At 49.6% G+C, this 14,814-nt stretch carries 17 protein-coding genes; 10 read left to right on the forward strand and 7 right to left on the reverse strand.

Annotated elements, in window-relative coordinates:
• The first annotated feature begins 137 nt into the window (after nt 1-137).
• Nucleotides 138-626 carry a hypothetical protein gene (locus QNM19_RS21795; protein ID WP_049865823.1) on the forward strand — a complete coding sequence of 163 codons (489 nt, stop codon included), beginning with the start codon at nt 138-140 and terminating at the stop codon, nt 624-626.
• A gap of 86 nt (nt 627-712) precedes the next feature.
• Nucleotides 713-1,399: a flagellar brake domain-containing protein gene (locus QNM19_RS21800; RefSeq protein WP_010384831.1), complete on the forward strand. Its 687-nt coding sequence runs from the start codon at nt 713-715 to the stop codon at nt 1,397-1,399.
• Between the two features lie 35 nt (nt 1,400-1,434).
• On the opposite strand, the gene trkA is transcribed toward QNM19_RS21800, so the two are convergent.
• From trkA to def, 4 genes are read right to left on the reverse strand one after another with little or no spacing between them, the layout of a single operon-like run.
• Nucleotides 1,435-2,811: a Trk system potassium transporter TrkA gene (gene trkA, locus QNM19_RS21805; protein ID WP_010384830.1), complete on the reverse strand. Its 1,377-nt coding sequence runs from the start codon at nt 2,809-2,811 to the stop codon at nt 1,435-1,437.
• A gap of 17 nt (nt 2,812-2,828) precedes the next feature.
• The gene (gene rsmB / locus QNM19_RS21810) at nt 2,829-4,112 is read right to left on the reverse strand and encodes a 16S rRNA (cytosine(967)-C(5))-methyltransferase RsmB (RefSeq protein WP_049865824.1); all 1,284 of its coding nucleotides are present in this window, start codon (nt 4,110-4,112) and stop codon (nt 2,829-2,831) included.
• Nucleotides 4,112-5,056 carry a methionyl-tRNA formyltransferase gene (gene fmt, locus QNM19_RS21815; RefSeq protein WP_049865825.1) on the reverse strand — a complete coding sequence of 315 codons (945 nt, stop codon included), beginning with the start codon at nt 5,054-5,056 and terminating at the stop codon, nt 4,112-4,114. Before fmt ends, rsmB begins: the two co-directional genes overlap by 1 nt.
• Before the next feature lie 46 nt (nt 5,057-5,102).
• Nucleotides 5,103-5,612 (reverse strand): peptide deformylase, encoded by a 510-nt coding sequence (def, locus tag QNM19_RS21820; RefSeq protein WP_049865826.1) that lies wholly within the window; start codon nt 5,610-5,612, stop codon nt 5,103-5,105.
• A gap of 116 nt (nt 5,613-5,728) precedes the next feature.
• Here def and QNM19_RS21825 point away from each other — a divergent pair, with 116 nt between their 5' ends.
• The 6 genes from QNM19_RS21825 to hemF all read left to right on the forward strand — a co-directional run bounded on the left by QNM19_RS21825 (nt 5,729) and on the right by hemF (nt 10,687).
• Nucleotides 5,729-6,850, forward strand: a complete 1,122-nt coding sequence (locus QNM19_RS21825; RefSeq protein ID WP_049865827.1) for a LysM peptidoglycan-binding domain-containing protein — start codon at nt 5,729-5,731, stop codon at nt 6,848-6,850.
• Nucleotides 6,851-6,915: 65 nt separating this feature from the next.
• Complete coding sequence (gene dprA, locus QNM19_RS21830) at nt 6,916-7,995, forward strand: DNA-processing protein DprA (RefSeq protein WP_049865828.1); 1,080 nt, start codon at nt 6,916-6,918, stop codon at nt 7,993-7,995.
• Nucleotides 7,996-7,997: 2 nt separating this feature from the next.
• Nucleotides 7,998-8,471: a DUF494 family protein gene (locus tag QNM19_RS21835; RefSeq protein WP_010384823.1), complete on the forward strand. Its 474-nt coding sequence runs from the start codon at nt 7,998-8,000 to the stop codon at nt 8,469-8,471.
• Nucleotides 8,472-8,611: 140 nt separating this feature from the next.
• Entirely contained in the window at nt 8,612-9,181 is a 570-nt protein-coding gene (locus QNM19_RS21840) for a DNA topoisomerase family protein (RefSeq protein ID WP_010384822.1), read from the forward strand.
• On the forward strand, nt 9,178-9,753 hold the full coding sequence (tsaC, locus tag QNM19_RS21845) for an L-threonylcarbamoyladenylate synthase type 1 TsaC (RefSeq protein ID WP_284027205.1): 576 nt from the start codon (nt 9,178-9,180) through the stop codon (nt 9,751-9,753). Before QNM19_RS21840 ends, tsaC begins: the two co-directional genes overlap by 4 nt.
• A gap of 4 nt (nt 9,754-9,757) precedes the next feature.
• Nucleotides 9,758-10,687, forward strand: a complete 930-nt coding sequence (gene hemF, locus QNM19_RS21850; protein WP_049866160.1) for an oxygen-dependent coproporphyrinogen oxidase — start codon at nt 9,758-9,760, stop codon at nt 10,685-10,687.
• A 56-nt stretch (nt 10,688-10,743) separates the two neighbouring features.
• Here hemF and QNM19_RS21855 read toward each other — a convergent pair whose 3' ends face one another.
• Both QNM19_RS21855 and QNM19_RS21860 read right to left on the reverse strand, forming a co-directional pair.
• Complete coding sequence (locus QNM19_RS21855; protein ID WP_010384819.1) at nt 10,744-12,351, reverse strand: methyl-accepting chemotaxis protein; 1,608 nt, start codon at nt 12,349-12,351, stop codon at nt 10,744-10,746.
• Between the two features lie 103 nt (nt 12,352-12,454).
• A complete protein-coding gene (locus tag QNM19_RS21860) occupies nt 12,455-12,916 on the reverse strand; it encodes a group II truncated hemoglobin (protein ID WP_049866161.1) in 462 nt (153 codons plus the stop codon).
• 29 nt (nt 12,917-12,945) lie between these two features.
• Between QNM19_RS21860 and aroE the strand changes: the two genes are divergently transcribed.
• Both aroE and QNM19_RS21870 read left to right on the forward strand, forming a co-directional pair.
• Entirely contained in the window at nt 12,946-13,767 is an 822-nt protein-coding gene (gene aroE, locus QNM19_RS21865) for a shikimate dehydrogenase (RefSeq protein ID WP_049866162.1), read from the forward strand.
• On the forward strand, nt 13,764-14,003 hold the full coding sequence (locus QNM19_RS21870; RefSeq protein ID WP_049866163.1) for a DUF1488 family protein: 240 nt from the start codon (nt 13,764-13,766) through the stop codon (nt 14,001-14,003). Before aroE ends, QNM19_RS21870 begins: the two co-directional genes overlap by 4 nt.
• On the opposite strand, the gene QNM19_RS21875 is transcribed toward QNM19_RS21870, so the two are convergent.
• Complete coding sequence (locus QNM19_RS21875) at nt 13,989-14,537, reverse strand: gamma carbonic anhydrase family protein (RefSeq protein WP_049866164.1); 549 nt, start codon at nt 14,535-14,537, stop codon at nt 13,989-13,991. The two genes, QNM19_RS21870 and QNM19_RS21875, sit on opposite strands and share 15 nt — an antisense overlap.
• Between the last annotated feature and the right edge of the window lie 277 nt (nt 14,538-14,814).

Here is a 14,814-nt window from a genome sequence, read left to right on the forward strand (position 1 = left end):
AAAAACGCAAAAAATGCATTTTTTCATTAGCGGCGATGTCATATTTGTATCGTCAGGGTTAACTCCCTACTTTTTTTAAGTTACCCACACCGGACAGTGGGTGTTGCCAGAAAACAAAACTATGAGGAATGGCCGAGATGTTTGCCATGTCACATCAAAATAAACATAAAGCAATTCAAGCAGGGATGATCAGCCGGGTAAACCTGTCTGACGGCGCCAGTGACTTAACTGAATGTGTGGCTCAGCTTAACCAGTATATGAGTGGAACCGGGTGCTTACAGTATGATAGTTGCCTGCCATCTGCTCACGGAAGTGTCCCACTACAGCGTGACGATGGCGTCGAAGCCGGTGAGTGTGTGATAGGTATTATTTCAGAAAATGCATTGTGGCAAACACGTACTTTGCCTCCTCTGGTGCTCAAAGAACACACTGGACGGCTAACACACACTGATCATGAGCACATGCTGGGTATTACCTTTATTACAAAACGTAATGGTGAACCTATGCTGTTCTTTACCGAGCATTATGAACAACACCTGGCTCTGAGTACGCTCGAAGTACAAAGCCGTATGATGACGCTCAGAGATGCAGCAATTTTGCTGAAAGGATATTTACAACAAGGGTAACCCTGTTCCTGTAATGGGTTTTTTACCATTATAATAATTGTATTTTGCTGCTACACTATCAGCAGAGTAGTTAGCAGGGTTACAAGATGTTGAAGCGTAAAACGCAACGGAGCAGGAAGCACTTAACGCAGATCCCCGCAGGCAGTTTGATTGATATTGAAATCGTCATGCCAGCCAGCCGGAAACGCGTCCGTACTGAGTTTATCGGGGTGCTTGAAGATCAGTATATTATTTTAAATTATCCCAACCCTAAGCGACTCGGCGCGGCGGCTGATTATGTGAAGACGGGGACGGAGATCATTGTCCGGGCCCTGCCTGAAGATAGCAATGGGCAGATCATTGCTTTCAAAGAGACCATTAAAGCCATTAGTAATCACCCCGCGCGGCTTATTTTTCTTTACTATCCCCATGAAGTACAAACCTATCAGCTACGCGCTCAAACTCGCGTACCAGCGTTAATCCCTGCTATTTTGCAGTTGCCCGACTACAATGAAGTGGGCGTGATCAAAGACATTTCGCTGTCGGGTATGATGTTTGATATTCAAAAAGAACACCTGCCTGACGATCTGGAATCAGAAAACTGTGAAGTATTGATTGAAGGTAAAGACGACAATGCGTCTGCTATCAAAGGTAAAGTGTGCCGTATTATTGAAAGTGCAGAGGGCAATGTGTCGTTGGGGATCCAGGTCGTGGGCCCGGATACGACGATCAAAGCGGTGTTAAAAGACTACCTGATAGACTTGTCTATCCTGTCTGAAGAAGACGAGCACTAGCTGACCAAACCAGTTGGTCAGCCAGGGCCTGAGCATTACACAAACAGTGCACTGACCTGGAAGAGCTTTTCAACCACGCCAATCTGTTTTTTGTCGATCAGGAACATGATTACATGATCTCCTGAGAGGATGATGGTGTCATCGTGGGCTATCAGTACTTCGTCGTCACGAACTATGGCGCCAATGGTGGTGCCTGCTGGTAACTTGATGTCCCGAATGGCGCGGCCAACTACTTTTGAGGTGTTCTCGTCGCCGTGTGCAACGGCTTCAATGGCTTCAGCAGCGCCCTTACGAAGTGAGTAAACGTTTACTATATCACCACGCCTAACGTGGGTAAGCAGAGCTGAAATGGTCGCTTGTTGAGGTGAAATCGCAATGTCGATTTCCCCTCCCTGTACCAGGTCAACGTACGCGCCTCGCTGGATGAGCACCATGGTTTTCTGCGCGCCCATGCGTTTGGCGAGCATGGCAGCCATGATGTTGGCTTCGTCGTCGTTGGTGACCGCAATGAACACATCAACCTGTTCAATATGCTCTTCGGATAACAGTTCCTGATCAGACGCATCACCACAAAAGACCACAGTGTTGTCGAGCATTTCTGACAAGGATGATGCCCGGTCATGATTACGCTCGATAAGCTTAACACTGTGATTTTTTTCTAATGATCTGGCCAGACCGGCACCGATATTACCGCCACCGGCGATCATAATTTTACGATAAGACCGTTCGAGTTTTTGCAGCTCGTTCATGACCGCACGGATATGTTTAGTCGCCGCAATGAAGAACACTTCGTCGTCGGCTTCTATGACCGTGGTACCCAGTGGTTTAATGGCTTTACCTTGACGGTAAATGGCCGCGACTCGGGTATCCACATTGGGGATATGTTCCTTCAGTGCTGACAGCGCATAGCCAACCAGCAGACCACCATAGTAAGCTTTAACGGCCACCAGAGATAACATACCCTCGGCAAATTGCAGCACCTGCAATGCGCCAGGGTAATCGATCAGGCGGCGAATATAACGGGTAACCAGTTGCTCCGGCGCAATATAGTGATCGACCGGCAAGTCATCGTTATGAAATAGCTTTTCCCGATACTTTAGGTATTGCTCAGAGCGGATCCGGGCGATTTTAGTGGGCGTATTAAAAATACTATATGCCACCTGACAGGCGATCATATTCACTTCATCCGAACTGGTCACCGCAATGACCATATCGGCATCTTCGGCACCGGCTTGTCTGAGCACATCCGGGTGGGCACTGTGTCCAGTTACGCCTTGCAGATCATACTTGTCCTGCAATTCCCTTAATCGTTCTCCGTCAATGTCGACAACGGTAATTTCATTCTGTTCGCCGACCAGGTTTTCGGCCAGTGTACCGCCGACTTGTCCGGCACCTAAGATGATGATTTTCATAAGTTAGTTAAGCGCTATTATTGTTTTTTCAGCCGTGCGTAATAAAAGCCATCAGTATGACCTGGTAGCAGTTGCAAACCAGGTGCGTCCGGCGTGTCCCGTTCATGCAATGGCGTGAGTTGAGCATCCGCTGTGCGTGATAAAAACGCGGCTACTTGCTCTGTGTTTTCCTGAGGCAAAACGGAGCACGTGGCATACACTAAGGTACCGCCGGGCTTAAGTAATGGCCAGATTGCATCCAGAATACGGGCTTGTAAAGTTGCCAGCTCATCAATGTCGGTGGCACGACGCAGCCATTTGATGTCCGGGTGTCGACGGATCACGCCGGTTGCCGAACAGGGCACATCTAATAAAATGCGATCGAATTGTTCACCTTGCCACCAGGTATCTGGGGTGGCCGCATTGGCTTCAAGGCACTGTGCACTGAGGTGCAGGCGCTGCAGGTTCTCGTCAACGCGTTTCAGACGCTCACCATCCGCATCCAAAGCAATCACATTGGCATCGGCTAATTCGAGAATATGACAGGTTTTGCCACCTGGTGCGGCACAGGCATCCAGAATATGCTCACCGTCTTGTGGCGCGAGCAAGCGGGCGGCCATTTGTGCTGCTGCATCTTGTACTGAGCTGGCACCCTGAGCAAACGCTGGCAATTGTTGAACATCAACCGGCTTGGTTAGCAAAATGCCATTTGCAAAGGTCGCATCCAGGGTATAGGCAATGCCTTCGGCATCAAGGCGTTCTGCATAATCTGCTGTGGTTGATTGACGCTGGTTAACGCGTAGCCACATCGGTGCTTGTTGCTGATTGGCCGTTAAAATTTCTTCCCACTGCTGTGGGTAAGCGGCTTGCAGCTTTTTAATGAACCAGCCAGGGTGGTTGTACTTGCAGACAGGGATTGCATTGGCACTGGCTTCTAAAGTCTCCTGAGCACGCTGAAAGTTACGTAATACCGCGTTGATCAGTCCTTTCAAGCCAGGCGCTTGCAGCTTGTTAGCTGCATTGACGGTTTCAGCCACTGCGGCGTGAGCAGGCACGCGCATATGTTGCAGCTGATAAATACCCACATATAACAAAAACTGAAATACCCGGTTTTTGCCCTTGAGCGGTTGCTCGAGCAATTGCTGACAATAGTGCTCCAGACTGGGCAGGTGGCGTAAAACGCCATAGCAGATCTGTTGCAACAGGGCGCGATCTTTCACTGGTAGCTGACGGCTTGCATAAGGCAGTTGGGTTGTCAGGGACTGGCCTTTATCAACGACCTGAAACAGAGTTTGCGCGGCGAGCGCGCGTACATTGGCCATCAGGCACCCACCTGGCTACCGGGAGCGACCCAGTCGCTGCGGCCATTCAGGAAGTCTTGTGCCGACATGGGCTTTTTACCTTGGGGCTGGAGTTGAGTGATAGTCAGCGCTCGCTCACCACAGGCGATAGTGATCCCGCACTTGTCGGCGCTGAGTACTTGTCCGGGTGTGCCTTGCTGAGAGACAACCTTGGCTTGCCAAATTTTAACTGTCTGGCCCTGCATTTGGGTGTAGCATACTGGCCAGGGGTTAAAGGCGCGAATGTTACGCTCTATTTGCAATGCGTCTAGTTGCCAGTCAATATTGGCTTCTTCTTTAGAGAGCTTTTTGGCGTAGTTGGCCTGGGCGTCATCCTGTGGCTCGGCGTTAAGCGTGCCAGCAGCCAATTTATCCAATGTGGCAACCAGCGCGTCCGGTCCGAGTGCGGCCAGTTTGTTATACAGGCTGGCACTGGTTTCGTCTTCATCAATCGGGCAGGTAGCAATGTGCAGCATGTCGCCGGTATCCAGACCTTCATCCATTTGCATAATGGTCACGCCAGTTTCTTTATCGCCTGCCCAGATAGCACGTTGGATTGGGGCTGCACCGCGCCAGCGTGGCAGAATTGAACCATGGACATTCAGACAACCCAGTCGGGGAGTGTCCAGAATGGCTTTAGGTAACAGCAGACCATACGCCACCACCACCATTACGTCTGCATTCAGTGCAGCAAGTTCAGCCTGTGCGTCATCAGATTTGAGTGAGTGGGGTTGGTAGACAGGCAGATCGTGTTCTAATGCCAGAGTTTTCACTTCGCTGGCTTTGAGTTTTTTACCGCGCCCAGCAGGGCGGTCTGGTTGGCTGTATACAGCGACAACGTCATGATGTGATGCGATCAGCGCCGCCAAATGCTTGGCAGCAAAATCCGGGGTGCCCGCAAAGACAATACGCAGAGATTTGCTCACTTGAGGTTCCAGTTAGGTAGTATATTGATAGTCGGTAACGACACGCTTATGCGCGTGCCGCTAGTTTGGCTTCTTTTTCGATTTTTTTACGGATCCGCTGACGCTTCAACGGCGACAAGTAATCGATGAACAACTTGCCCTGCAGGTGGTCTAGTTCGTGTTGCACACACACGGCCAGTAAGCCATCGGCGTCAAACTCATAGCTTTCGCCATGCTCGTTAAGTGCTTTAACCGTCACCGTTTCTGCGCGATCCACTTTGGCATAGGAGTAAGGCACTGATAAGCAGCCTTCTTCACTGATGGTTGAGCCATCTTTTGCGATGATTTCCGGGTTGATCAACACACGCGGTTCGTCGCGTTCTTCTGAAACATCGATCACCACAATACGCTGGTGAATGTCTACCTGCGTAGCAGCAAGGCCAATACCATTTTCTTCATACATAGTTTCCAGCATGTCTGCGACGATCTGACGGATCTTGTCATTGACTTCGGCAACCGGTTTTGCAACCGTGCGCAAACGTTCATCTGGAAAACTCAGTACTGCTAACTTAGCCATAGATACCTTTTACACTTGAATTAAATGGGGTAATGTATGCTCTTATTTTAGCCATTCACGTTCCCCTTTAACAGGTTTTGGTGGATAATATCGAAAAATAACTCAAGGAAGCCTGCATGAAATCTCATATTGCCGCCCTTTTGCTGGCAACGAGTGCTGTTTTTCCTGCCCTAGCACAAACGCTGGCGGTAAAAACCAGTGCGCCCGAGCGTTATGTTGTTAAGAAAGGGGATACCCTTTGGGATATTTCTAGCCTGTATCTGAACAGTCCCTGGAAGTGGCCTGCATTGTGGCAGTGGAACCCACAGGTCAAGAACCCGCATCTGATTTACCCGGGAGACGTGTTATCGCTACATTACGACAGCGAGGGTAACCCACGTCTGAGTCTGGCCAAAGGGGTACGTCGATTATCACCTCAAGTCCGTGTTGTGAGCGATAAAAATCAGGCTATACCTACCTTGCCATTGGCGGTAATGGAACCGTTTATGCGCTTTGAACAAGCAATGGCTGAGGGCGATTTTGCCCAATTGCCTATGGTGCTGGGCTCAAACTTTAATTATAAAATGAACATCGAGGGTCACCTTTTGTATGTAAAAGGGGATCTGCCGCGGGGAGGGAACTACGGTATTTATCGCAAAGGAGATGCTTACCGGGACCCGGATAACGGCGCGATACTAGCCTATGAATCGGTGCTGGTCGGAACGGGCCGGGTGATAAGGACTGGTAACATTGAGGCAGGTCAGCCAAGCACACTAAAAATAGAATCAGTGCGCCGGGAAGTGAAACCCAGTGATGTGTTGATGCCGATCTCCAGCGGGCAAAGTTATTCTGCTAACTTTAAAATGACTCAGCCTGTTCAGGCCATTTCTGGCAACATCATTGCCAGCAGTAATAAACTGCGAGAGTTCAGCACCATGGCGGTGGTGGTTATCGACTTAGGTCGTAAAGACGACCTGCAAGAGGGGAATGTACTTGCAATTCATCGTCAGTCTCCTACAGTGATTGAAAGTGAAGCGGGCCCAAGTTATGTTGAGGATGCCAGCAGCCTGGATAAGGTGATCACCGAAGTCAGCGAATGGTTTGGCGAAGAGAATGACGAAGACAGCGTCGTCTGGCACATGCCAAAGGAAAAGGTGGGTGAACTGATGCTGTTTAAAGTATATGACAACATTAGTTATGCCATGGTCACTAAGACCCGTCAGCCCGTTAGAGTGGGAGACTCCGTTAGCAGTCGTTAACCTCCCGCGTCACAATAAAGCGGATAGAATGAAGCACAGTAGCTGGACAGGCTCAGGGAGGGAGCATGACAACACTGGATTTGCGGCACAGTTTGGCACTGAGACTATGCCCGGGGTTGGGGAGTCGCACATTGCAGCGCGCGACCCAACACATCTCACCAGCCGAACTCTTTAACGCCACAGCCACCACATTGCGCGAGTTTGGATTATCTCAGGATGCTATCCATTATCTGCAAGCGCCAGACTGGCATACGATAGATACGCTCATCCAACACTGTATTGCGCAGCATATTCAACTAGTTGGTTATTTTGATACTGCGTATCCCCCGTTATTAAAACAGATCAGTAGTGCCCCTTTGATGTTATTTTGCAAAGGGCGACTGTCTTTGCTGTCTCAACCGCAAATTGCCATCGTAGGCAGTCGTAACGCAACAGCCACCGGTTTAGATATTGCCAGGGAATTTGGTCGTTCGCTCAGTAATGTGGGCATGGCGGTGACCTCTGGGCTGGCAAGAGGTATAGATGGCGCGGCCCACCAAGGGGCGTTGAGCCAGGGTGGGGCGACTTTGGCTGTGCTTGGCACCGGAGTCGATGTGATTTATCCACGGCGACATCACAGTTTATATCAGCAGGTGGCAGAGCAGGGTCTGTTGATCAGCGAGTTTTTGCCTGGTAGCCAGCCCAGAGCCGAGCACTTTCCACGTCGTAATCGCATTATTTCCGGGCTGTCGTTGGGGGTGCTAGTCGTTGAGGCTGAAATAAAAAGTGGTTCTTTGATCACTGCGCGTTATGCACTGGAGCAGAACAAAGAGGTGTTTGCTGTGCCCGGGTCGATCAGAAATCCCTTATCTCAGGGGTGTCATTATCTGTTGAAAGAGGGCGCAAAACTCACCGAGCGAGTTGAGGATATTCTCGAAGAGGTAAGATTTTTCTCCGAAAACGGTCTATATATAGTAGAAAGTGACAAAAAACAGGAGCACTGCCCCGTATTGCAACATCTCGGCTTTGAGGTAACCAGTGTAGATACCTTATCGCAGAGGACCCAGTGGCCAGTAGAAAGGGTACTTGCCAGACTGCTGGACCTTGAGCTTGAAGACAAAGTAGAACGCGTACTAGACGGCTACATCAAATTAGCGAGGGGTTAATTATGTTTGATATCCTAATGTATTTATTCGAAAACTATATTCACAGCGAAGCGGATATCTTCGTCGAACAAAACGAACTCACAGATGAACTGGTCGGGGCCGGTTTTAATCAAGACGAGATTTACAAAGCACTGGACTGGCTTGAACAACTGGCCGATTTACAACAATCTGATGAAATTCCCTATTTAAACGCCCGCCCGGATAGCGCGATCCGGATCTACACTGAGCAAGAATGTGCCATGCTGGACATAGAATGTCGGGGCTTTCTGATGTTTGTTGAGCAGATCGGGGTGATAGACAGCACCACACGTGAAATGGTCATTGACCGTTTATGCGCTTTGGATAAGAAGGCCATCTGCCTGGACGATCTGAAGTGGGTGATCCTAATGGTACTGTTTAATGTCCCCGGTAAAGAGCATGCCTATGCGCAGATGGAAGATCTGATCTTTGAAGAGCCAACCGGCCCGCTGCACTAAGTCCCTCCGATTCTATCCCGGGACGCGACTTCGTTAGGTCAGGCAGATTGCCTGACTGACGTAACTGTGTTCCTTATATTACTTTCCCTTGATACTATTATGGGCGCAAACCATAGGGGTGAAGTGGACGGGGACTTGTTATGAGTAAAATAGATCATTCATTGTTTAATGCAGACCAGCACGCCCTGGAGCGGGAATATGAAGTGTGCCCCAAATGCGGTTCCGAATTGGTGATCAAACACAGCAAGTCAGGTCCTTTTCTTGGCTGCGCCAGCTATCCCGCGTGCGACTATATTCGCGCCATCGCCCATCATGATAACCATGACATCAAGGTGCTCGAAGACAGTGCCTGTCCTTTATGTAGCGAACCTTTAGTGGTGCGCAATGGTCGTTATGGGATGTTTATTGGTTGTACCGGCTATCCTCAGTGCCATTATATTGCCCATGATGAAGAGCCGGAAGAAGCGCCCGGCCCGCCTTGTCCTAAATGTCATAAAGGCACATTACACAAACGCAAGAATAAGTACGGCAAGTTTTTCTATGCCTGCGATACCTATCCACAATGCAAGTACAGTGTTAACCATCCACCAATAGCGCACGCTTGTGAGGCCTGCGGCTGGCCGGTCATGGTGCAAAAACACCGGGGTGGAAAAGCTGTGCTACAATGCCCGCAGAAAGTTTGTCAGCATACAATTGAGGAGCCTCAGTGAGCGAACAAGACACGCAACGCCAGTTACCCCAAAATGCCGTCGAAGCATTACAGCAAGGGGGGCTGATCTGTTACCCGACCGAAGCGATATTTGGCCTGGGCTGTGATCCCGATAACGAACAAGCCGTCCATGCGCTGCTGGCACTGAAAGACCGTCCGGTAGAAAAAGGACTGATCCTGATCGCCGACAATTTTGCTCAGTGCCTGCCGTACGTTGATGACAGTAAAATTCCGCAGGATAAACGTGCAGAAATATTTTCCTCCTGGCCGGGCCCTGTGACCTGGTTGTTGCCAGTCAAGACGACTGCTCCAGAGTGGGTGACCGGCGGCAACCCAAGTATTGCGATTAGAGTGACCGATCACCCTGTTGTTAAACAACTGTGCCAGACATTTGGTAAACCGATTGTTTCTACCAGTGCGAATTTTAGCGGTGAAGAGCCTGCTAAGACGTTGGCTGAGGCTGAGACGGCTTTTGGTGATCGAGTGGCATTTTATCAGGCGGGCGAATTGGGTAAGCAAACCAGCCCAAGCCAGATCCGTGATGCCCTGAGTGGCAAAATCATAAGGAGTTAATGCCTTGAGTCAGGTGAACTTAGAGTCCGTTAAAGCGTTCTTACTCGCTCTGCAGGATGAAATATGCCAGGGCCTGGAGCAGGCGGATGGCAGTGGCAAGTTTATAGAAGATGCGTGGCAGCGCGAAGAAGGTGGCGGTGGTCGTACTCGTGTGATGCGTGACGGCGCGGTAATCGAGCAGGGGGGAGTCAACTTCTCTCACGTTTATGGCGCGTCAATGCCTGCATCTGCAACCGCACATCGGCCTGAACTGGCGGGACGCAGTTTCCATGCCTGTGGTGTGTCTTTGGTGATCCACCCGAAAAACCCCCACATCCCAACCAGTCACGCGAATGTGCGTTTCTTCATTGCAGAAAAAGAAGGTGAAGAGCCTATCTGGTGGTTTGGCGGTGGGTTTGACCTGACGCCTTTCTATCCTGTACTGGAAGATGTGAAGCACTGGCACAGTGTGGCTAAATCGCTGTGTGAGCCGTTTGGTGAGCAGGTCTATGATGACCATAAAAAGTGGTGTGATGATTATTTCTATCTTAAACATCGCAAAGAAACCCGGGGTGTGGGTGGCTTGTTCTTTGATGACCTTAACCAATGGGGTTTTGATACCAGCTTTGAATATATGCAGGCAGTTGGCAAAGGCTTCCTGGAAGCGTATGTGCCAATCATGGAGAAACGCAAAGCAACGCCATTCAGTGAAGCGCAACGTCAGTTCCAGTTATATCGTCGTGGTCGCTATGTGGAGTTTAACCTGGTCTGGGACCGGGGTACGTTGTTTGGTCTGCAAACGGGTGGGCGAACAGAGTCAATCCTGATGTCCATGCCACCGTTAGCACGCTGGGAATATGACTTTACGCCGGCCGATGATGCGCCAGAGGCGGTGTTGTATAAGCATTTCCTGCGTCCGCGGGACTGGCTGGCAATAACCTCGTTAGAAGACTAAGCTCAATGATTCAATAAAAAAGGCGCCGATGGCGCCTTTTTTATTTCAGGGCAGGGTTATTCAAGACGGAAGCTGCGTACTTGCTCATCCAAAGAGCGGGCCAGTTCAAGCAGGTTTTCACTGATCTGCTTGCTACCATGGGCATCAATTAAAGACTGCTCAGCATTGTCTCGGATGGCCACCACACTTTGATTAATTTCCTCTGCTGCCAGGTTCTGTTGTTCCGTCGCATCGGCAATTTGCACATTCAGTGCGTTAATCTCATGCATCTGATTAGATATATCCTTGAGTGCCTGTGCTACCTGTTTCACCTGCATGGCGCGATCATCGGCTTCCTCACAAGACGCGCTCATGGCACTCACGGTTTGTGCCGCTTCGTTTTGCAGCTTGTCGATGGTGCGTTTGATTTCGTCTGTAGAATCATGGGTGCGGGTCGCCAAGGTACGGACTTCGTCGGCAACCACAGCAAATCCGCGGCCTGCTTCCCCGGCACGCGCTGCTTCGATTGCTGCATTTAAAGCCAGCAAGTTGGTTTGTTCGGCAATACTGCTGATCACTTCCAGGACTTTGCCCACCTCCAAGGTCTGAGTCTGAAGCTGGCTGACCTGATCGGCTGCCTGGCGTACATCACGCGCCAACTGATTGATGCTCTGCTCCGTGTGTTCCGCAACGGCCATGCTTTGCTCAGCCAGGTGATTACTGCTATCGGACTTTTCAGAAGCAAAGTGGGTGGTATTCTTTACCTCGCTGGAAGAGCTTTCCAGTTCATTGATAGCGGCAGCGACTGAGTCCGTGCCCTGCTTCTGTTCCTGAATGGCCTGCTCTGTGGTGTCAGCAGCGTTGTAGATTTGCTCAGCCGATTGGATCAGGACATGGGATGAGGCTGATACCTGGGCAATGTTATCTTTAAATGAGGCCATCATCTTATTAAAGTTAATCGCCAGCCGCCCCAGTTCATCATCTATGGTATCGTCGATACGTAATGACAGGTCCTTATTCTGGGTGGCCAGGCGCATCGTACGACCCAGCGTTTTCAGCCGGACAATAAAGAGCTTGCGGAAGATGATACCCAGAATGACAAAGGTGGTGGCAAAGATGCCGGTCAGCAAGCCTGTGCTGATCCAGGTATTATTATGTACGGTATCGTCAATGTCTTCGAGTGAGTAACTAATTCGCACCGCACCTAGTACGTCACCTTCTTGTGCCTGATGACACCCTAAGCAGTTAGTCCCTTTATAGTTTTCTCTGGCCACCATTGGCTTAAGATAGGTCATGATACGCTTGCCATCACGCTGTTCAATGACCAGGGTTTCTTCACCTTGTAAAGCTGCCCGTTCCACGTCGCTGGTGGGTTGCTGATTGGGGTTACCCATGCCATATAGTTTGTTGATTTTATCGCCCCGAATGATATGCGCATCTTCAATATTATCGTGATTGCGCATCTTATCGCTGAGGATCTCTCGGTTTGCCATGGTGCCCGTGAGCATCATGGTGTTGATAGAATCGAAATAATTGTCTGCCAATAAGCGAATATTGGTTTCGACGGTTTCTTCGGCCAGTTGTTTTTGTTGGCTGGAGTTACTTAATATACTGGCGATGAGCACCAGCACGCCTGTAATGGCAAGTAACGCATAAATTTTATGTTGAATGGATTTCACACGCATCGCACCTTAAAAAAGCTGAGCCGCTATTATGCGTGTTTAGTAACCAGACCAGTTTGACTTAGCGCAAAAAATTATTGCGCTAATTTAATATAAAATTAATACTTTAGTCGTGATTTATCATGTGAGTGGCTAATTGAGCCAGCGATTTTCGCAACCCTTCTCGTAACAAAGGGTTGTCCACTTCCTGATCCAGGGCCTTGTCCATGCAATACATCCACTGATCGCGCAAGTCTTTATTTATCGTAAACGGCATATGGCGCATTCTAAGTCTGGGGTGGCCATATTGCTCCGCAAACAAGTCTGGGCCACCCAGCCAGCCGGATAGGAACTCAAAAAACACCTGACGGATGCGATCCAGTGGTAAAGGGTGCATGTCGTATAAAGGCTTTGCGTAAGGGTCACTTTCCATAATGTCATAGAAACGGTTAGCCAGTGCTCGGGTTCCAGATTCACCGCCGATGATTTCGTAAGGCGTTTTCTCGGGCGTTGGCGCCTGGTGTGTTGTACCTGAGGATTGATTGTCACTTGCATCTTGGTTAAAGATGCGTTTAATTAACTGCTTCATATAACATCACTATATAGTTAGGCTGTTCAATGGATAAATACGCGGTTTTTGGAAACCCGATTAAGCATTCTAAATCTCCTGCCATTCATACGCAATTTGCTGGTCAGTTTAATTCAGTCATTGAGTACCGGGCCATACTGGCCGAGCTCCCTGAGTTTGAAGCGACCGTTACGACTTTTTTTGCCGAAGGTGGTTTGGGTGCTAACGTCACGCTGCCTTTTAAAGAGCGAGCATATCAATTGGCCGGACAGTTGACGGAGCGGGCTCGATTAGCAGGGGCGGTCAATACTTTGATGCCGCAACCAGATGGGTCATTACTGGGTGATAATACAGATGGTGCAGGACTCGTTGCTGACTTATTGCGCCACACAGCGTCCTTATCTGGTACAAGTATACTGCTGATAGGTGCGGGTGGTGCTGCTCGCGGTTGTGTGTATCCGCTTTTGCAGGCCGGGGCGGCGAGTGTTGTGATTGCCAATCGCACCGCAGAAAAAGCGCAGCAACTTGCGCAGTTGTTTTCTGACTATGGCAATGTTCAGGGGGTGGCACTGAATGAGGTGCCTGTGCAGAGCTATGATCTGGTGATTAATTCAACGTCGTCGAGTGTGACAGGGCAGGTGCCTGATATCGACCCTCAGCATGTGAGTACCTGTACACTGGCATACGACATGTTCTACAGCGATCAGCAAACCGCCTTCTTAGCCTGGGTTGCTACTCATAATGCAGCAGCTCAGTGTGTAGATGGTATGGGGATGCTGGTAGGGCAGGCGGCTGAAGCGTTTGCCTTGTGGCGAGGGCAAACGCCAGAGGTAGCGCCTGTGCTTAATGCAATGAAAGAGGGTAGCCTGTGAATCAGCAAATCTTAATCAATGATGATATTCACTACGACGAGACGCGCCAATGTCTGATCTTTACGGCCATGGTGTCGGGGATGCTGGTTTCTTGTGTGATTGCGACCTCCTTAACTAAAGAACAGGCCATCACGCACTTTAAAGCACATCAGTTTGATTATGAAATGCAGGCCGAGCAGCTAATAGAAGAAGAGACTTACTCGGCACAAGGAGAAATCGAGTTAGTCCAGCTCTGAGAGGTAGTCATCCTTTAGCTCGACATAGTTCTGCGCTGACGTCTTTAGAAAGGCAATCTCCTGCTCGTTGAGTGGACGAGCTTGTTTAACCGGGCTGCCTACATACAGGTAGCCCGACTCTAGACGTTTATTAGGAGGGACTAAAGCGCCGCCCCCGATGATCACATCGTCCTCTACCACAACATTGTCCATGACTATTGCGCCCATACCGACCAGGATGCGATTACCCAGCTGGCAGCCATGTAACATCACCTTGTGACCAACGGTAACATCATCTCCAATGATCAAAGGATAACCATCCGGGTTTCCAGCGCTTGAGCGCGTAAGGTGCAATACACTGCCATCCTGAATATTAGTGCGCTGACCAATCCTGATATAATTGACATCGCCTCGTGCAGCGACTAAAGGCCAGATACTGCTGTGTTCACCCACTTCGATATCGCCAACCAGAACGGCGCTTTCATCCACATACACGCCGGTGGCTAGTTTTGGGGTTTTGCCTTTATAACTTCTGCCTTTGTACTTGTTTGTCATTTTAGTATCCCTTTTTTACCTGCTATTACCGATAGTCTCAGTGATTAGTTCCAGTGTAGAGCTTTGCATTGTAGAACTCCAGCCTCAAAAAAGTGCAATATTGCATGTTTTACATTCACTTTTATGAGGTTTGGTGTGATTTTTGTCCGAACGCGCTGTTTTTCTCACTTTTCTTCAAAAAAGGGGTTGCGCTGGGTTTCGATTTCCCTATAATGCGCATCCACCGACACGGGGCACAACGCTGAAAAGCAACGAGCCAGCGAGTTGGGAGTCAAAT

The organism is Pseudoalteromonas ardens (assembly GCF_030125445.1).
GTDB classification, from domain to species: Bacteria; Pseudomonadota; Gammaproteobacteria; order Enterobacterales; family Alteromonadaceae; genus Pseudoalteromonas; species Pseudoalteromonas ardens.